This is a genomic window from Allobosea sp. 05T439 (assembly GCF_056396005.1).
On the sequence record NZ_JBFTKP010000002.1, the window covers coordinates 69,961 to 85,769 of the forward strand.

Annotated in this window: 17 protein-coding genes and 1 other RNA gene; 10 read left to right on the plus strand and 8 right to left on the minus strand. The window is 65.6% G+C overall.

The window, feature by feature from the left end:
- Positions 1-15 precede the first annotated feature (15 nt).
- The 5 genes from AC1DIO_RS02315 to AC1DIO_RS02335 all read right to left on the minus strand — a co-directional run bounded on the left by AC1DIO_RS02315 (position 16) and on the right by AC1DIO_RS02335 (position 4,520).
- Positions 16-1,797 carry a peptidoglycan D,D-transpeptidase FtsI family protein gene (locus AC1DIO_RS02315; RefSeq protein WP_113513789.1) on the minus strand — a complete coding sequence of 594 codons (1,782 nt, stop codon included), beginning with the start codon at positions 1,795-1,797 and terminating at the stop codon, positions 16-18.
- A complete protein-coding gene (gene ftsL, locus AC1DIO_RS02320; protein ID WP_113513791.1) occupies positions 1,794-2,183 on the minus strand; it encodes a cell division protein FtsL in 390 nt (129 codons plus the stop codon). The genes AC1DIO_RS02315 and ftsL overlap by 4 nt, the downstream gene beginning before the upstream one ends.
- A 2-nt stretch (positions 2,184-2,185) precedes the next feature.
- The gene (gene rsmH, locus AC1DIO_RS02325) at positions 2,186-3,226 is read right to left on the minus strand and encodes a 16S rRNA (cytosine(1402)-N(4))-methyltransferase RsmH (RefSeq protein ID WP_441505330.1); all 1,041 of its coding nucleotides are present in this window, start codon (positions 3,224-3,226) and stop codon (positions 2,186-2,188) included.
- Positions 3,223-3,702, minus strand: coding sequence for a division/cell wall cluster transcriptional repressor MraZ (locus AC1DIO_RS02330; protein WP_441489322.1), 480 nt, complete (start codon positions 3,700-3,702; stop codon positions 3,223-3,225). The genes rsmH and AC1DIO_RS02330 overlap by 4 nt, the downstream gene beginning before the upstream one ends.
- A gap of 353 nt (positions 3,703-4,055) precedes the next feature.
- A complete protein-coding gene (locus AC1DIO_RS02335) occupies positions 4,056-4,520 on the minus strand; it encodes a MarR family winged helix-turn-helix transcriptional regulator (RefSeq protein WP_441505372.1) in 465 nt (154 codons plus the stop codon).
- 172 nt (positions 4,521-4,692) lie between these two features.
- Between AC1DIO_RS02335 and AC1DIO_RS02340 the strand changes: the two genes are divergently transcribed.
- Positions 4,693-5,118 carry an organic hydroperoxide resistance protein gene (locus AC1DIO_RS02340; protein ID WP_113513797.1) on the plus strand — a complete coding sequence of 142 codons (426 nt, stop codon included), beginning with the start codon at positions 4,693-4,695 and terminating at the stop codon, positions 5,116-5,118.
- 129 nt (positions 5,119-5,247) lie between these two features.
- A complete protein-coding gene (locus tag AC1DIO_RS02345) occupies positions 5,248-6,201 on the plus strand; it encodes an MBL fold metallo-hydrolase (RefSeq protein WP_441505329.1) in 954 nt (317 codons plus the stop codon).
- A 46-nt stretch (positions 6,202-6,247) separates the two neighbouring features.
- On the opposite strand, the gene rnpB is transcribed toward AC1DIO_RS02345, so the two are convergent.
- Both rnpB and AC1DIO_RS02355 read right to left on the minus strand, forming a co-directional pair.
- Positions 6,248-6,639, minus strand: an RNA gene (rnpB, locus tag AC1DIO_RS02350) — RNase P RNA component class A.
- Positions 6,640-6,698: 59 nt separating this feature from the next.
- Positions 6,699-7,325 (minus strand): lytic transglycosylase domain-containing protein, encoded by a 627-nt coding sequence (locus AC1DIO_RS02355; RefSeq protein WP_441505328.1) that lies wholly within the window; start codon positions 7,323-7,325, stop codon positions 6,699-6,701.
- Between the two features lie 464 nt (positions 7,326-7,789).
- On the opposite strand from AC1DIO_RS02355, the gene AC1DIO_RS02360 reads away from it, so the two are divergent.
- The 6 genes from AC1DIO_RS02360 to AC1DIO_RS02385 all read left to right on the plus strand — a co-directional run bounded on the left by AC1DIO_RS02360 (position 7,790) and on the right by AC1DIO_RS02385 (position 14,191).
- Complete coding sequence (locus AC1DIO_RS02360) at positions 7,790-8,539, plus strand: TerB family tellurite resistance protein (protein ID WP_441505327.1); 750 nt, start codon at positions 7,790-7,792, stop codon at positions 8,537-8,539.
- Positions 8,536-9,321 carry an N-acetylmuramoyl-L-alanine amidase gene (locus AC1DIO_RS02365; RefSeq protein ID WP_441489327.1) on the plus strand — a complete coding sequence of 262 codons (786 nt, stop codon included), beginning with the start codon at positions 8,536-8,538 and terminating at the stop codon, positions 9,319-9,321. The genes AC1DIO_RS02360 and AC1DIO_RS02365 overlap by 4 nt, the downstream gene beginning before the upstream one ends.
- Before the next feature lie 125 nt (positions 9,322-9,446).
- Positions 9,447-11,111, plus strand: coding sequence for an efflux RND transporter periplasmic adaptor subunit (locus AC1DIO_RS02370; protein WP_441505326.1), 1,665 nt, complete (start codon positions 9,447-9,449; stop codon positions 11,109-11,111).
- Positions 11,112-11,121: 10 nt separating this feature from the next.
- Complete coding sequence (locus AC1DIO_RS02375; protein ID WP_441505325.1) at positions 11,122-11,871, plus strand: ABC transporter ATP-binding protein; 750 nt, start codon at positions 11,122-11,124, stop codon at positions 11,869-11,871.
- Positions 11,868-13,100: an ABC transporter permease gene (locus AC1DIO_RS02380; RefSeq protein ID WP_441505324.1), complete on the plus strand. Its 1,233-nt coding sequence runs from the start codon at positions 11,868-11,870 to the stop codon at positions 13,098-13,100. Before AC1DIO_RS02375 ends, AC1DIO_RS02380 begins: the two co-directional genes overlap by 4 nt.
- Positions 13,101-13,219: 119 nt before the next feature.
- Positions 13,220-14,191: a diguanylate cyclase domain-containing protein gene (locus AC1DIO_RS02385; protein WP_441505323.1), complete on the plus strand. Its 972-nt coding sequence runs from the start codon at positions 13,220-13,222 to the stop codon at positions 14,189-14,191.
- 6 nt (positions 14,192-14,197) lie between these two features.
- On the opposite strand, the gene AC1DIO_RS02390 is transcribed toward AC1DIO_RS02385, so the two are convergent.
- Positions 14,198-14,563 carry a winged helix-turn-helix transcriptional regulator gene (locus AC1DIO_RS02390; RefSeq protein ID WP_441505322.1) on the minus strand — a complete coding sequence of 122 codons (366 nt, stop codon included), beginning with the start codon at positions 14,561-14,563 and terminating at the stop codon, positions 14,198-14,200.
- Between the two features lie 122 nt (positions 14,564-14,685).
- Here AC1DIO_RS02390 and gstA point away from each other — a divergent pair, with 122 nt between their 5' ends.
- Entirely contained in the window at positions 14,686-15,294 is a 609-nt protein-coding gene (gene gstA / locus AC1DIO_RS02395; RefSeq protein WP_069879800.1) for a glutathione transferase GstA, read from the plus strand.
- 14 nt (positions 15,295-15,308) lie between these two features.
- Positions 15,309-15,692, plus strand: coding sequence for a nuclear transport factor 2 family protein (locus AC1DIO_RS02400; protein ID WP_441505321.1), 384 nt, complete (start codon positions 15,309-15,311; stop codon positions 15,690-15,692).
- The last annotated feature ends 117 nt before the right edge of the window (positions 15,693-15,809 follow it).

Genomic DNA, 15,809 nt, shown 5'->3' on the forward strand with positions numbered 1-15,809 from the left:
GTCAGTTTCGTTGCTTCAGCGCGTTCCCCAGGCGCCGAGCTTCGCCATCAGCGGGAACGGGGCGACCGGCGGTTCGAAACGCGGCGGCAAGCCGAGGATCGGCGCGGCGCGTTCGATGACCTTGCCGGTCGTGATACCGGCATTCCAGGCGGCGGTCGAATAGCCCCCGCTCTCGGCATAGCCCTTGGGCTCGTCATAGATCGAGAGGAAGAGATAGCGCGGCTTGTCTGCCGGCACGATCGCCATGAAGGTCGTGAAGTTGCGGTTCTTGGCGTAGCGCCCACCGATGACCTTTTCGGCCGTGCCGGTCTTGCCGCCGACGAAATAGCCCGGGACGTCCGCCTTGCGGGCTGAGCCACGCTCGCCATTGATGCGCATGATGTAGCGCATCGCCTCCGAGGTTTCCGGCTTGATGACGCGAACCCCGAGGCGCTTGGCGTCCTCCTCCGAGCGCTTGATGAACGTCGGAGTGATCAGGTTGCCGCCATTGACCAGCGCCCCGACAGCAGCCAGGGCCTGGATCGGCGCAACCGCGAGGCCGTGACCGAAGGCGATGGTCGCGGTGTTGAGCTCGCCCCAGCGCGGCGGGATGAGCGGCTCGGCGCTCTCGGGCAACTCGGTCCGCATGCGATCGAGCTGGGCCATCTTGCGCAGGAAGGCCTTGTGGCCTTCCACACCGACGGACAGCGCCATCTTGACCGAGCCCATATTCGACGAATGCACGAACACTTCCGGCACGGTCAGTGTTCGGCCCGTGCCATGGTACTCGCGAATGACATGGCGGCCGAAGCGCATCATGCCGCCTGCAGTCGAATAGGTGGAGTTGATGTTTGCCTTGCCGGAGTCCAGCGCCATCGCAACCGTCAGCGCCTTGAAGGTCGAGCCCATTTCGTAGACGCCGACATTGATCCGGTTGATACGGTCCTTCTCCTGCGCATCGACCGGGTTGCTCGGGTCATAGTCGGGCAGGGACACCGAGGCGATCATCTCGCCTGTCGTCACATCCATGATCGCACCGGCCGCCGCAATGGCCCGGTACTTCTCCATGCCCTTGACCAACTCGTCGCGCAGCAGGTGCTGCACGCGCAGGTCGATCGACAGGGCCACGGGCTTGAGATCCGACGCCTGGGTTGCGAGACCGGCGCCGTTCAGATCCTGCAGCCCCTGCGAGTCGATATATTTCTCCATTCCCGCAATGCCGACATTGTCGACATTGGCAAAGCCGAGCACATGCGCCGCCGCCGGCCCATTCGGGTAGACGCGCTTGTTCTCGGGCACGAAGCCGACGCCGGGAATGCCGAGGCGATGAACCTCGGCTTGCTGGCGCGGCGTGATCTCGCGCTTGACCCAGATGAAGCCGCGCTTGGTGCCGAGCCGGTCGCGCAGATCCTTTGCATCGAGATCAGGCAGGACGGCAGTCAGCAGCTCGGTTGCCTCGTCCTTGTCGAGGATCTTGCGCGGCTCGGCGAAGACCGAGACGGTCCTGATGTCAGTCGCGAGAACGGTTCCGTTGCGGTCGACGATATCTGGCCGTGCGGCCGAGATCGCGTTGGAGGTCGCGCGGCGCAGACCGACCTGCTCGTTCGGCAAGGTGGCGAGCATCACCAGACGGCCGGTAATGGCCAGGAACAGGGCGGAGAAGCCCAGGATCACGAGACCGACGCGCGGCTGGCTTTTCTCGCCGCTCATCCGGAAGACATCGCGCAGGAAATGCAGCCGCCCGCGCGGCACCGGCTGCCCCTCCTCGATATCGTCCGGACGCTGGTGGTCGGTCGCAGAGAGCTTCGGCTCGGTCATGGGCGGGCTCCCGGCGTGGTGACGCCACTCGTCTTGCGATCCCTCGGTGTTTCGGTCGGCAGACCGAGGCCGAGATCCTCAAGCTTGCGGCCGATGGAATCCACCTTCGGACCGCGGTTCGGGATATCCGAGGCGCGCACGACCTGCGTCACCGAGAATGGCTGGAGGTCGAGATGGCGCTCGCTCAGTGTCTGCAACCGATCGGGCCGGTTCAGGAACTGCCATTCCGCCTTGAGCACGGCGATCGCATCGCGCTCGCGCTGCGCCTTGGCCTTGAGCTTTTGCAACTGCTCGGATTCGAGCGTCGTCTCGTATTTGATCGTGTAGGCATAGAGCGCCGAGGAGACCAGAGCGCAGATCGCAACCACATGCAGGAGCTTGATCATCCCTAGGATCTCCGGCGAGGCTGCGGTGACGGCACGCCTGCAAGCGCAGTGAGCTCGGGCTCCGGCGCGCGAGCCGGAGCGGCAGTGCGCTGCGCTGCACGCAACTTGGCGGAACGAGCCCGCGGATTACTCCGCATCTCCTCCTCGGAAGGCGCGACGGCTCCCCTGGTCACCAGCGAGAAGGTCGCGACAGGCGCTGTCGTGGCCGGCGCATGGCGCGAAGCCGCCGGTGCACGCCCAGAGCGGGTCGCCAGGAACTGCTTGACGATGCGGTCCTCGAGCGAATGAAAGGTCACGACAGCCAGGCGTCCGCCCTCGCCCAGCGCCTCTTCGGCAGCGTGCAGGGCCCGCACCAATTCGCCGAGCTCGTCATTGACCGCGATGCGCAAGGCCTGGAATACGCGGGTCGCCGGATGCGCACCGCCGGGCTCAACCCAGACGATGCTGGCCACGAGTTCAGCCAGTTGCTTCGTCGTCGTCAGCGGTGCCTTGCGCCGAGCCTCGACGATCGCGCGTGCGACGCCTCGCGAACGACGCTCCTCGCCGTAGTGATAGAAAATATTGGCGAGCAGTCCCTCCTCCGCCTCATTGACGAGGTCGGCGGCGCTCTGCCCATCCCGGCCCATGCGCATGTCGAGCGGGCCATCGAAGCGAAAGGAGAAACCGCGCTCCGCCTCGTCGATCTGCATCGAGGAGACGCCGATATCGAGCACGACGCCGTCCAGCGGGATCATCTTGAACAGCCGGGCTTCCTTGGCGAGATCTCCAAAGCAGGCCTGCGACAAGGTCAGCCGCCCGTTCGCTTCGGCAACCAGCCCTGCCCCACCGGTGATTGCCGTCGGGTCGCGGTCAAGCGCGAGCAGGGTCACATTCGGCTCTCGCGCCAGCAGCTCGCGAGAATAACCGCCGGCCCCGAAGGTGCCGTCGAGATAGCGTCCGCCCGGCCTGATCGCGAGCGCGTCGAGGGCTTCCGCCATGAGGACCGGAACATGTCGGGTCGACCCGCCAGCGGCCCCGTGATCCCGGCTGCCGTGCCCCGTCATACCCCTGTCGCTCCCGGTGTCATGGTCATGTGCGAACCCAGCGTGCGCTTGACGTCGCGCAAGCGGCTGCGCGCCGCCTCCAGATGCGCCTGGAAGCGAGCCGGCTCCCAGAGCTGAAACTTGTGGCCGTGGCCCACGAAGGTCACCGCATCGGCGATGCCGGCATGCGCCCTCAGGGTCTCGCTGAGCATGATACGCCCTTCCGGATCGACCTTCAGCACCTCCGAGGTGCCGTTCAGCGCTGTCGAGAGAGATTCCCACTCGTCCGAGAAGGGGGAAAAGCGAGAGAGAATGTCGTCGATCGTCGCTCGCAGCGCGTGTCCGCCGGCATCGAGCGCTTCCAGATCGAGCGAGGGATGGACGTAGAGCCCTTCGTAGCCGTCCTTCGCCAGGACGGCGCGAAAGCTCGCAGGGATCGAAACGCGCCCCTTGGCATCCAGCCGATTGGTGAAATTCGAGACGAAGCGGTCCGTCAATGCCGCCTCCCGGCTCGCTCCCCACCGGCGCGTAGCAGCGCCTCGGCGGCGGGTTCGAGGCCTCCCATCGAAGCAGGCACAGCAGGATCGAGACGCAAGATCCGCGCGGCACACGGACCTTGTTCTGCGTTCTGCCTGCCGGCTTCGACGGGATGATTTGGGATAGCATGGGCAAATATGGGCGTCAATGGAATCGCATTCGCCGACGCAGTGACGCCGGCCCTGGTTCGCATCACAGCCTGTTAAGGTTAAGCATCCGTAAGCGCGGGCGTTTTCTCGGAAATCCGGCACGCACAAGCGCCCGCCTACGGCATCTCGACCGGGCGACCTCGATGAAAAATGGCGGACCGGCTTTACGCGGGTCCGCCGGCAGCCTTGAGCAGCGTCTGGCGTAGCGCGTGCAGATCTTCGGTCAGCGCAGCGACCCGCTCCGCCGAGCCACCGATCGCGCAGGCCATCCTTTCAGGCACGAGCCGAGCCTTCTCGCTGAGCGCCCGCCCTGCTTCGGTCAGGTTCAGCCGGACCTGCCGCTCATCCTCGCGGCTGCGCTCCCGACGGACCAGACCAGCGACCTCCAGTCGCTTGAGCAGCGGCGTCAGCGTGCCGGAATCGAGCATCAATCGCTCCCCGATCTCCTTCACCGTCCCGCCGTCATGATCCCATAGGACAAGCATGACGAGATATTGCGGGTAGGTCAGACCGAGTTCGGCGAGTACCGCACGATAGAGGCGGGTGAAGGCATGCCCCGCGGAATAGATCGCGAAACAGAGCTGTTCCTCCGCCTTCGGAAGCGGCGTGGCGGGAACCTTCGGCGTCATCATCTCTTCGTTTGGCATGGAGCAACGGGCCCTTCAAACTCCGGGCTTCGCGCAGCCCGATCACCGATCCGTGATGCGCTTATCATCTTGTTGACAATTCAATTGTGCACAATCTAAATCGGCACGCAAGTTCACAGAAACCCCAGGTCCCCCGAAGCCAAGGAGTTCGACCATGAAGATCCTCTACACCGCTCATGGCTCCGCCACCGGCGGACGCGAAGGCCAGGCCGCCACCGACACGGGCAACGTCAAGCTGGTGCTGAACACGCCAAAGGAGCTGGGCGGCGGCGGCGGCGACGGCACCAATCCCGAGCAGCTCTTCTCAATGGGCTATTCCGCTTGCTTCCTGGGTGCGCTGAAATTCGTCGCCGGCAAGGAGCAGGTGAAGATTCCACCGGAGGCGCGCGTCAGCGCCGATGTCGGCATCGGCCCGCGCGACGACGGCACCGGCTTCGGCATCGCCGTGAAACTGACCATCTCGGTCCCGGGCGTCGACAAGGCCGTGGTCGAGGACCTCGTCAAGAAGGCCCATATCGTCTGCCCGTATTCCCACGCGACACGCGGAAATATCGACGTCGATCTCCAGGTTGCGGCCTGAGGTCGCGCTGCCCATCTGAACTCCCGTGGTCGGGCACCGCCCCGACCACGAGACGATCAAGCCCGGCGCAAGACGGGCGCAGGCATCGTTTCCGGAAGCCCTCGATCCCTCTCGCCTCTGGAACAGACCATGTTCAACCGCCGCAACTTCCTCGCCGGCGCGGCTGCAGCCAGCATGCTGCCCGCACTCCCCGCTTTTGCCCGCGCCCCGCAAACGGCGGCGCAGGTCGCAGGCATCTATCGCCGCAAGATCGGCGATATCGAAGTCACTGCCATTCTCGACGGCTATATTCCGTTGAATGCCCAGGCCTTCCTTGGCGCGGATCCCACCCAGGTCGAACAGATCCTGGCCAATGCGGGTCTGGGCGAGAGCCTGCCGACCTCGGTCAACGCCTTCGTCGTCAACACCCGCGAGCGGACCTATCTCGTCGACACCGGAACGGGCTTCAACACGGCCTTCGGCCCGACGATGGGACGCGCCGAAGGCAATCTGCGCGCGGCTGGCATCGATCCGGCGCAGGTCGATGCGGTGATCCTGACCCATGCCCATCCGGATCATGCCGAGGGCCTGCTGACGGCAGAGAAGACCGCACGCTTCCCCAATGCCGAAGTGATCATCAACGAGACCGAATATGCCTTCTGGCATGACGAGGGCGTGCTCGCCCAGGCGCCGGCCGAAGCCAGGCCCTTCTTCGCCTCGGCCCGCAATGCATTCGCCCCCTATGCGAGCCGCACCCGCAAGGTGCAGCCCGGTGAGGTCGCTCCCGGCCTCAGCCTCGAGCTTGTGCCGGGCCATACGCCTGGTCACAGCCTGCTCCGGATCAACTCAGGCCCTGAGCAACTCATGCTTGTCGGCGATACCATCCACAATGCCGTGCTTCAGACGGCACGTCCCGACATCGCCTTCGTGTTCGATCTCGATGGCAAGCAGGCAGCGGCCTCGCGTAAACGCGTGCTCGACATGGTGGCGAGCGACGGCGTCCTGATCACCGGCTCGCATATCGCCTTCCCCGGCTTCGGCAAGGTGCTGAAGGACGGCGCGGCCTTCAAGTTCGTGCCGGCCGAGTGGACCTACGCACTGTAGAGACGCAAGGAGCGGCTCAAGCCGCTCTTTGCCCCGCGGGGCTGAAGGTGCCAGCCGGCCTGTAAGCCGGGTTCTGGATGGCCGGCGCATTGCTGCACCGACGTGACGGCCATTCCTCTGGGACGCACATTACTGCGCGCCTCGAGCAACCAACCCGGACGACCAGGCCTGGAAACCGGCCCCCTCCCCCTTGCGGGAGAAGCATCGTCCCTATTCGGTTTTGCTCCCGGTGGGGCTTGCCATGCCGTCCCCGTTGCCGGGTCCGCGGTGCGCTCTTACCGCACCTTTTCACCCTTACCCCGCGCCGAGGCGCGAGGCGGTTCGATCTCTGTGGCGCTTTCCCTGGGGTCGCCCCCGCCGGACGTTATCCGGCACCGTATTTCCGTGGAGCCCGGACTTTCCTCCCCCGCGAACGGGAGCGGCCGTCCGGCCGACTGGCAGCGGCGCTAGTGCGCCCTCCCCCGGCCCGCGTCAAGCGAGGCGGGGGCTGTTGCCCGTCAATTCTGTGCGCTGATCGTGCGGACCTTGGCGCAATAGGTGCGGTTGGCCCCGCTCATGCGCTGGGCCATGTGCCCGCTCTGGTATTTCATCACCGTGCGGCAGGTATCGCCACCAGCCAGGCGGTAGGCTTCCGCCAGATATTTCACCGCGTAGCGGGCATTGGTCTCGGCATCGAGCAGACCGCTGGCGCTGCCGGTATAGCCCATGCCGCGCGCCGTCTGGTGGCGGATCTGCATCAGCCCCAGATTGCCGGCATTCGAGGCGCGGGGGTTGTAGCGGCTCTCGATGCGCACGACCGCGTCGGCCAGCGCAAACGGAACGCCATTGGCGGCAGCATGGCGTGCAACGATCGCTTGGAGCCCACCGGCTCCAGCCGGAGCAGTCAGTGCCGCACGACGGTGGGTGCCCGCCTTGGCGCGGTTTCCGCGTTCCGCCGGGGCGGGGGGCGTGGTCTTAGACGTCGCCGAACCGGCCTCCTGTGCAGACGCCTCACGCTTGATTTCCGCGTCCCGGACGATGAAGGCGAGAGCATCGCTCTCGCTATTCGTAGCAGCCTTGGCAGACTGCAAAGAGGCGAGGCAAATCACGAGCGCGGCAGCTGCACCGCTGGAGGTATATTTCATCTTTTGTGGACCCCATCCATCAGAAAGGCGTTTGATGGGGAGACCGAACTGATCTGAGAATGTGTTGATAATCTGACGCCAGGCAGCGCGAATCTAAGCTATACTCGCCCCCGGTTTTTATTAATGCCTTTACTACGATAGAGGTATACTCCGTGTATTATCCGATGCCGCGAACACGCTGCCAAAGCGTTCGCAACCGGGACGAGCCGAATCAAACCATTGCCCCATTGCTGACGTATTCCGGGCCGGAAGCCGTATTTATCCTCATTTTTCACCCCCGGAGGATCGCGCGCGCGCCGGAAGAGCCCCCCGAGCGGGTGCGGGCGCACCCGTCTGCGCGACAACCGCCATGCCCCAGGTCGCTTCATGTGGCGCATCGCGGTGGTTTTCGTCGGACCGGGCTTGGATGCCCCGGCTGGACCGGGCAAACTGCGCGCGGGGCTGAATCGGGAGTTGCCTGAACGATGGTTTCGTCTTTTTGGGGCGCGCTCGGTGGCGGCGGTCTTGGACTGGCGCTGGGCGGCCCGCTCGGCGCGCTGGTTGGTGCGCTTGCCGGCCACGTCCTGGTCGATCGCGAGGGAGCGCCCTTCGGCCCCGCGCCGCGCGAGCTGATTTTCACGACCGGACTGGTTGCCCTCTCCGCGAAGATGGCCCGCTCCGACGGCGTCGTCACCCGCGACGAGATCGCGGCCTTCCGGCGCATCGTGACCGTGCCTCCTGAGCAGGAGGCACGGATCGAGAGCCTGTTCGATCTCGCCAAGCAGACAAGCGCCGGCTTCGAGGCCTACGCTACGCAGATCGCCGAGAGCTTCAAGGATGAGCCGGCGCTGCTGGAAGACGTGCTCGACGGGCTCTTCCTGATTGCGGCGGCCGATGGCGCGATCCACGAGGCCGAGCATGCCTATCTGCGCCATGTGGCCGAGATCTTCTCGATCAACGCCGCCGGCTTTGCCCGCATCGAAGCGCGCCACATGCGTCGGCCGGACGATCCTTACCTCGTGCTCGGCGCCAGCCGGGAGATGAGCGATGCCCAGCTGAAACAGCATTACCGCCGCCTCGTCGCCAAAAACCACCCCGACCGCGAGATCGCACGCGGGCTGCCCGAGGAAGCGATCGCAATCGCCACGCGCCGCCTCGCTGCCATCAATGCTGCCTGGGATCTGATCGAGACGGAGCGAGGCCTCGGCACCGCCAGACTTCCGGAGCCCGCATGAGCCTCGCCGCCACTCCTGACAGCCGCTTTGCCGCGAAGATCTTTCCCTCGCCGAACCACGGCGAGCGCAAGGACGCGCTCGGTGCCCTCCGACGCCCCGACATGCTGATCCTGCACTACACCGGCATGAGCGACGCAGGCGCAGCGCTGCAATGGCTCTGCAACCCGGTCTCGCAGGTTTCCTCGCATTATTTTGTCTTCGAGAACGGCCATGTGCTGCAGCTCGTCCCCGAAGGCCGCCGCGCCTGGCATGCCGGCGCTTCGCATTGGGCCGGCGAGACCGATATCAACTCCTGTTCGATCGGCATCGAGATCGCCAATCCCGGCCATCCCGGCGGCATGCCCGATTTCACGTCGGAACAGGTGATTGCCACACTCAATCTGAGCCGCGACATCTGCGAGCGCTGGAGCATTCCACCCGAGCGCGTCCTGGCCCATTCCGACATCGCACCGGGCCGGAAGATCGACCCCGGTGAGAAATTCCCATGGCGGCAATTCGCGGAGGGCGGCGTCGGCATCTGGTCCGAGCCAGCCCCGATCCGTAGCGGTCGCTTCTTTGCCCGGGGCGAGAGCGGCCAGCCGGTCGAGGCGCTGCAGGCGATGTTTGCCATGCTCGGCTATGGCGTCACGGTCGATGGCATCTACGACGAGAAATTCGAAGCCGTCGTCGCAGCCTTTCAACGCCATTGGCGGCAGGAAAAGGTCGACGGTGTCGCCGATGCCTCGACGATCACGACACTGCGCGACCTCGTGGCGATGACGCGGGGCGCGCGGATGGCGTGAGCCCGGGAGCTGGGCGCGGCATACGCCAACATTGCAGTAAGTTAACTCGCCTGCCTGTTCGCTTTCTGGCATCGTTCCCCCCTTGCGAAATGTGTCCGGCTGCGCCGGATGACGGGGACAACGACTTGCGCAAACTGGTGATCGCTGCCGGCCTTGGTCTGACCGCCGCAGCAGCAGGCTATTGGGCAATCCGCCCCACGGGGGGAGCAGCCAGTGACGTCGCCTATCGTACGGCGCCGATTGATCGGGGCCAGATCACCGCAGCCGTTCGCGCCACCGGCACCTTGACCCCGATGACCACCGTCCTGGTCGGCTCGATGCTGTCGGGCCAGATCGTCGAGATCCTTGCGGACTACAATTCGCAAGTGAAGGCCGGCCAGGTGGTAGCCCGGCTCAACAGCGACCAGATCCGGACGCGGCGCGATGCTGCCGCCGCCGATCTCGCCCAAGGCAAGGCCGACCTTATCGTCAAGCGCGCCCAGCTCGACCGCGCCAAGTCGAGCCGTCTCAAGGCCAATTCAACCGTCAAGGACCTTGAAGCACAGCGCGATCGCGTCGCCGCCCAATTGGCCGATGCAAGACGCACGTTCGACCGGCAGAACGAGCTTTTCAACCGCAACACCGGCTCGCAGCAGAACCTGGACAGCGCCCGAACCCAGGTCGAGATCCAGACCGCCACGCTCGCCTCGACCGAGGCGCAGATCGCCTCGGCCAAGGCCGAACTCAACGGGCTCGACGCCGACATCCTGCTGGCGGAGGGGCAGCTTCAGTCCGGCGAGGCCCTGATCGCCAGTCGCGAAGCCAAGCTCAAGGACATCCTGATCGATCTCGAGCGAACCGATATCCGCTCGCCGGTCGACGGCGTCGTGGTGCAGCGCCAGGTCGATCTTGGTCAGACCGTCGCCGCCTCGCTCTCCGCGCCCGTCCTGTTCCAGATCGCGCAGGACCTGCGTGAGATCGACATCTACGCCAATATCGACGAGGCCGATGTGGGCCGCCTCCAGCCTGGCCAGCCCGTCTCCTTCACGGTCAACGCCTATCCGAACCGCACCTTCGAAGGTCGCGTCAACATGGTGCGACTGGGTGCGCAGACCATCCAGAACGTCGTCACCTATACCGGAGTCGTGCGCGTCGAGAACCGCGACATGGCACTGCTACCGGGCATGACGGCCAATATTCAGGTGGTTACGGAAGACCGCAGCAACGCATTGCGTGTCCCCAATGCAGCCTTGCGCTTCCGCCCGCCCGGTCAGGCGGCGGGACCAGCAGGCGCCGCCGCATCCCCATCGGGAAGCCCGCAGGCCGGACGCGGTGGCGCCCGCGCCGTCACCGCGCTGCGCGAGCGCCTCGAAACAGAGCTGCAGCCGACTGCCGAACAGAAGCAGGCGATCACCGCCATCCTCGAGGAGCGCCGCGGTCCCGGTCGTGCCGCGTTGGCCGGCCTCTCCGAGGACGAGCGTCGCGCCGCCTTCCGCGCCGCTCGCAGCGAAATGCGCACGAAGATCTCGGCCGCTCTCGATCCGGAACGCCGCGCCAAGTTCGAGGCCATGATGGAGGAAGGCCGCGCTTCCTCGCAAAGGGGAGTTCCCGGACGCGTCTATGTGCTCGATGGCGAGGGCCAGCCCAAGGTGATCCAACTTATGCTCGGCCCGACCGACGGCGCCTATACCGAGATCGTCTCCAGCGACCTCAAGGAAGGCATGCAGGTCCTCGTCGGCGGCGGCCCGCGCAGCGCTGCCGCAGCTGAACCCGCCGGCCGCCCACCGGTACGCGGACCGCGTCTGTTCTGAAGGCAGCCTCATGGCCCTGATCGAAGTGCATGAACTCAGCCGGATCTATAGCCTCGATTCCGGCAGCGTGATCGCGCTCGACCGGGTGTCGCTTGAGATCGAGGCCGGCGATCTGGTCGCAGTGATGGGCCCCTCCGGCTCGGGAAAATCCACGTTCATGAACCTGATCGGCTGCCTGGACCGGCCGACCGGCGGCCATTACCGGCTCGATGGTGTCGCGGTCGAAACCTTGTCGAGCGATGGTCTGGCTGAGCTGCGCAATCGCAAGCTCGGCTTCGTCTTCCAGCAGTTCAACCTGCTGCCTCGCGTCGACGCCTGTGCCAATGTCGAACTCCCCATGGTCTATGCCGGTCGCGACCGCAAGCTACGCCGCGAGAAGGCACTTGCCGCGCTTGGACGCGTCGGGCTGGCGGAGCGTGCTCATCACCGGCCGATGCAGCTGTCCGGCGGCCAGCAGCAGCGTGTCGCCATCGCTCGCGCCCTGGTGAACGAACCGCGCCTTCTGCTCGCCGACGAGCCGACCGGCGCACTCGACAGCCGGACCGCGCTCGAAATCCTGGCGCTGTTCCAGGACCTGAACCACGAAGGCGTGACCGTCGTCATCGTCACCCACGACGCCGAGGTCGCGCGCCATGCGCGGCGCGTCATTCGCTTCCGTGACGGGCACATCCTTTCCGATCAGCGACAGGAGCCCGCCGACGCACGTGCCGCGCTGGCAGCGCTAGACCACGCGCCGCCGACAGCCGAGGTTGCGGCATGAGCTTTTGGGAAGCCATCCGCTCGGCTCTCTCCGCCATCGGCGCCAACGCGCTGCGCTCGGCCCTGACGATGCTCGGCATCATCATTGGCGTAGCCGCCGTCATCGCCATGGTCGCGATCGGCTCCGGCGCGCGCGAACGCGTCACCGGGCAGATCAAGTCGCTCGGCGCCAATCTCGCCATCATCCAGTCCGGCAATGTCACGCAAGGGGGCGTCAGGCTGGGCGCGGGGGCCTCTTCGACCCTGACAGACGAGGATGCCCGCGCCGTCCTTGCCGAGGTCGAGAACGTTACTGCTGCAGCGCCCGTCATTGTCACGCGGGCCCAGGCCGTCTACGCCGGCACCAACTGGTCGACACAGATCACGGCGACCGATCTCGATTTCTTCACCGCGCGCGAATGGAGCGTGGCCGAGGGCCGGCTGTTCGAGCCTGAGGAGTTGCGGCGCGGTGAGATCGTCGCCGTCATCGGCCAGACCGTCGCCAAGAACCTCTTCGGCGAGCAGGATCCACTCGACCAGATGTTCCGCATCCGCAATGTGCCGTTCAAGGTCATCGGCGTGATGGCGCCCAAGGGCCAGTCGGCCCTCGGACAGGATCAGGACGACGTCATCTTTGTGCCGCTGGACACCGGTCGGCGCCGGATCATCGGCCGCAACTATGCCCGCGATCGTTCAGTCCAGACCATCATGGTGAAATTTGCCAGCGAAGACGCAATCGCTCCCGGCATCGCGGACACGACTGCTCTGCTGCGCCAGCGCCACAGGCTTCCCGAAGATCAGGACGACGATTTCATCGTCCGCAACCTGACCGAGATCGCCAATACCGCGACGGCCGCCGCCACCACCCTCTCCTGGCTGCTCGCCGCCGTCGCCGCCGTTTCGCTGCTGGTGGGCGGCATCGGCATCATGAACATCATGCTGGTCTCGGTGACCGAGAGGACCCGCGAGATCGGCTTGCGGCTTGCCGTGGGTGCGCGTCAGCGCGACGTGCTCGCCCAGTTCCTGATCGAGGCCACGACGCTCGCGACCATCGGCGGCGCCGTCGGCATCGCACTTGGCGTCGGTGCGGCTCTCACCATCGCCCGCATCGCCAATTGGCCCTCGGTCATCTCGATCGAGACGATCCTGATCGCGGTCGGTGTCTCCGGGATGATCGGCGTCTTCTTCGGTTTCTATCCGGCGCGGCAGGCGGCGCGCCTCGACCCGATCGAAGCTCTGCGGCGGGAATAGCGCGAAAGCGAATCCCCACCGTTGCAAGACCCCGTTAATCATCATCGCCTAGCGTCGATTGTATCGCAGCCGAACGCGCAAAGCTGGTTGCTTGGCGCGTAAGCCGAGACCTGAAACCCATGTCGCTGCAAGACGCCGAAGCCCGACGCCTCTACGATCAAGCCACATTATTGGCCGGTATCGGCGCCTGGGAATGCGAACTCGCCACCCAACAACTCAGCTGGACAGCCGGTGTCTACGATCTCTTCGGCCTGCCGCGTGGCTCGACCCTGCACCGCCCATCTACGGTCGAACTCTACACGAACGATTCCCGCACCGAGATGGAGCGCCTTCGCGCCACGATGGTCCGCACCGGCAAGGGCTTTGTCCTCGATGCCAGGATCACGACCGCCGGAGGGAGCAGCCGCTGGATGCGCCTGAGTGCCGATATCACGCACAAGCGGGGGCGCCCCTGGCGCATCTATGGGGCCAAGCAGGACATTACCGGCGAGAAGCAGATGTGGCAGGGCTTGCGTCAGCTCGCCTATAGCGACCCGCTCACCGGCCTCGCCAACCGCCGGGCGTTCGAGGCGCAGCTAGCCGAGCTGCGGCGCATTCCGGCTGACGGCTGCGCCGTGGGCGCACTCGCCCTCATCGATCTCGACATGTTCAAGCCGATCAATGACCATCTCGGCCACGCCGCTGGCGATGAATGTTTGCGGCAAGTGGCCCTGCGGTTGGAGGCCACGCTGAGCGACGCGTTGACGATCGCCCGCATCGGCGGGGACGAATTCGCGCTGCTGATCTGCTCGACCGCCGGCTCGTCCCATATCCTGCACCGGCTGAACCAGGCCCTCGCGGCGCTGGCGCGCCCCGTCACCTGGAACGGTCGGTTGATCGAGATCAGTGCCTCGATCGGTGCGACGATGCTGCTCCCGGGCCGACACCATGATCCTGACCGGAGCTTCGCCGAAGCCGATTCTGCGCTCTATGTCGCCAAAGCCTCAGGCCGCAATCGGTTGCATCTCTTCGGCGAGCCATTGCAGGGACAGCCCAGCGCGGATGCGATGCAGGGCGCGCTCGCGGATATGAGAGCGCTTCGCGCCGGCTGAAGCGTTTCAGGCGGCTTCAGCCGCCTGCCCCATGCGTTCCTTCAGACGCTGCCCGACCGCGACGATCGCCTCGATCGCCGGCATCAGCTCCAACCCGAGACCCGTCAGCCCATATTCGGCTGATGGTGGCGAGCTCGGCAGCACGCGCCGCTCGATGATGCCGCGGCTTTCGAGATCGCGCAGGCGCTCGCTCAACATCTTGGCCGAGATCAGGGGCATGTCATGGCGCAGCTCGCCGAAGCGACGGGGACCAGCGCTCAGATACCAGATCACATTCGGCGTCCAGGCTTTGCCCAGAACCTGCATGCAGGTGCCGACGGCGCAGGTCGGCGGCGGAGTTTTCGCCCGATTCTTCCGTATCTTCAACGCCATGCGAGGCTGTCTCCGGTTACCGGAATGATACCGGAAAATGCGGTAACGACAAGTTACTGGGTATACAGAAGTTATCGCCCTGCCTACCCCTGTGGTCACCGGTCAACACGGAGACGCACACCATGAAGCTCTACTACGCCCCCGGCGCCTGCTCGCTCTCGCCCCACATCGCGCTGCGCGAAGCCGGCCTGCCATTCACCCTGGAGAAGGTCGACACCAAGACCAGAACGACCGAGACCGGCGCCGATTTCACAACGGTCAATCCGCGCGGCTACGTACCGGCGTTGCAGCTCGACAGCGGCGAGGTGCTGACCGAAGGCGCGGCGATCGTCCAGTATATCGCGGACCTTAAGCCCGAGGCGGAGCTCGCGCCAAAGGCCGGAACGCTGGCGCGCGCACGGCTGCAGGAGGAGCTCAATTTCATCGCTTCCGAGTTGCACAAGGCCTTCGGCCCGCTGTTCAGCACCACGATTGGCGACGATGCCAGGCGTGAAGCGAAGGAGAAGGTCGCCCGCCGCTTTGGCGACGTCGAGCAGAAGCTCTCGGACGGGCGTCCCTACCTTCTCGGCGAGACCTTCAGCGTCGCCGACGCCTATCTCTTCGTCGTCACGAACTGGGCGAACCATACTGGCGTTGCGCTCGATGCCTGGCCGAAGCTCCAGGCCTTCATGCAGCGTCTGACCGGCCGCAACACCGTGCGCCAGGCGATGCAGGCCGAAGGCCTGATCTAAAGGAGCCGTCTGCGATGGATGCCCGCTTTACCGAAATCGTCGAGGTCCTGACGCGCTATTTCGATGGCCTCTATCACAGCGATGCCGACAAGCTCGCCGGGGTCTTCCATCCGCAGGCGATCTATGCCTGCGCCAGCGAGAGCAGTCTCATCCATCTGACCATGGATGCCTATCTGCCCATGGTCGCAAAGCGCCCCTCCCCGGCCAGCCGGGGCGAGGCGCGGCAGGACCGCATCCTCTCCATCGAATTTGCCGGACCAGTGACCGCGCTCGCCCGCGTCGCATGCGCCATCGGGCCGAAATCCTTCATCGACCTGCTCAGCGCCGTCCGGCTCGACGGGCGTTGGCAGATCATCGCCAAGGTCTTTCACGTCGATCTGGCGGCGCCGTCTCCCTGACCCTGCGGTCCGCGAGGCAGCGATCGGGGGCTGGCGATCGGCGGCGCTCCCGTCACCAAGTTCGGCCGCCTCGGGTTAAAGCGCCGACGCAACCACGTTAGCGCCGAAGCGAAGCAA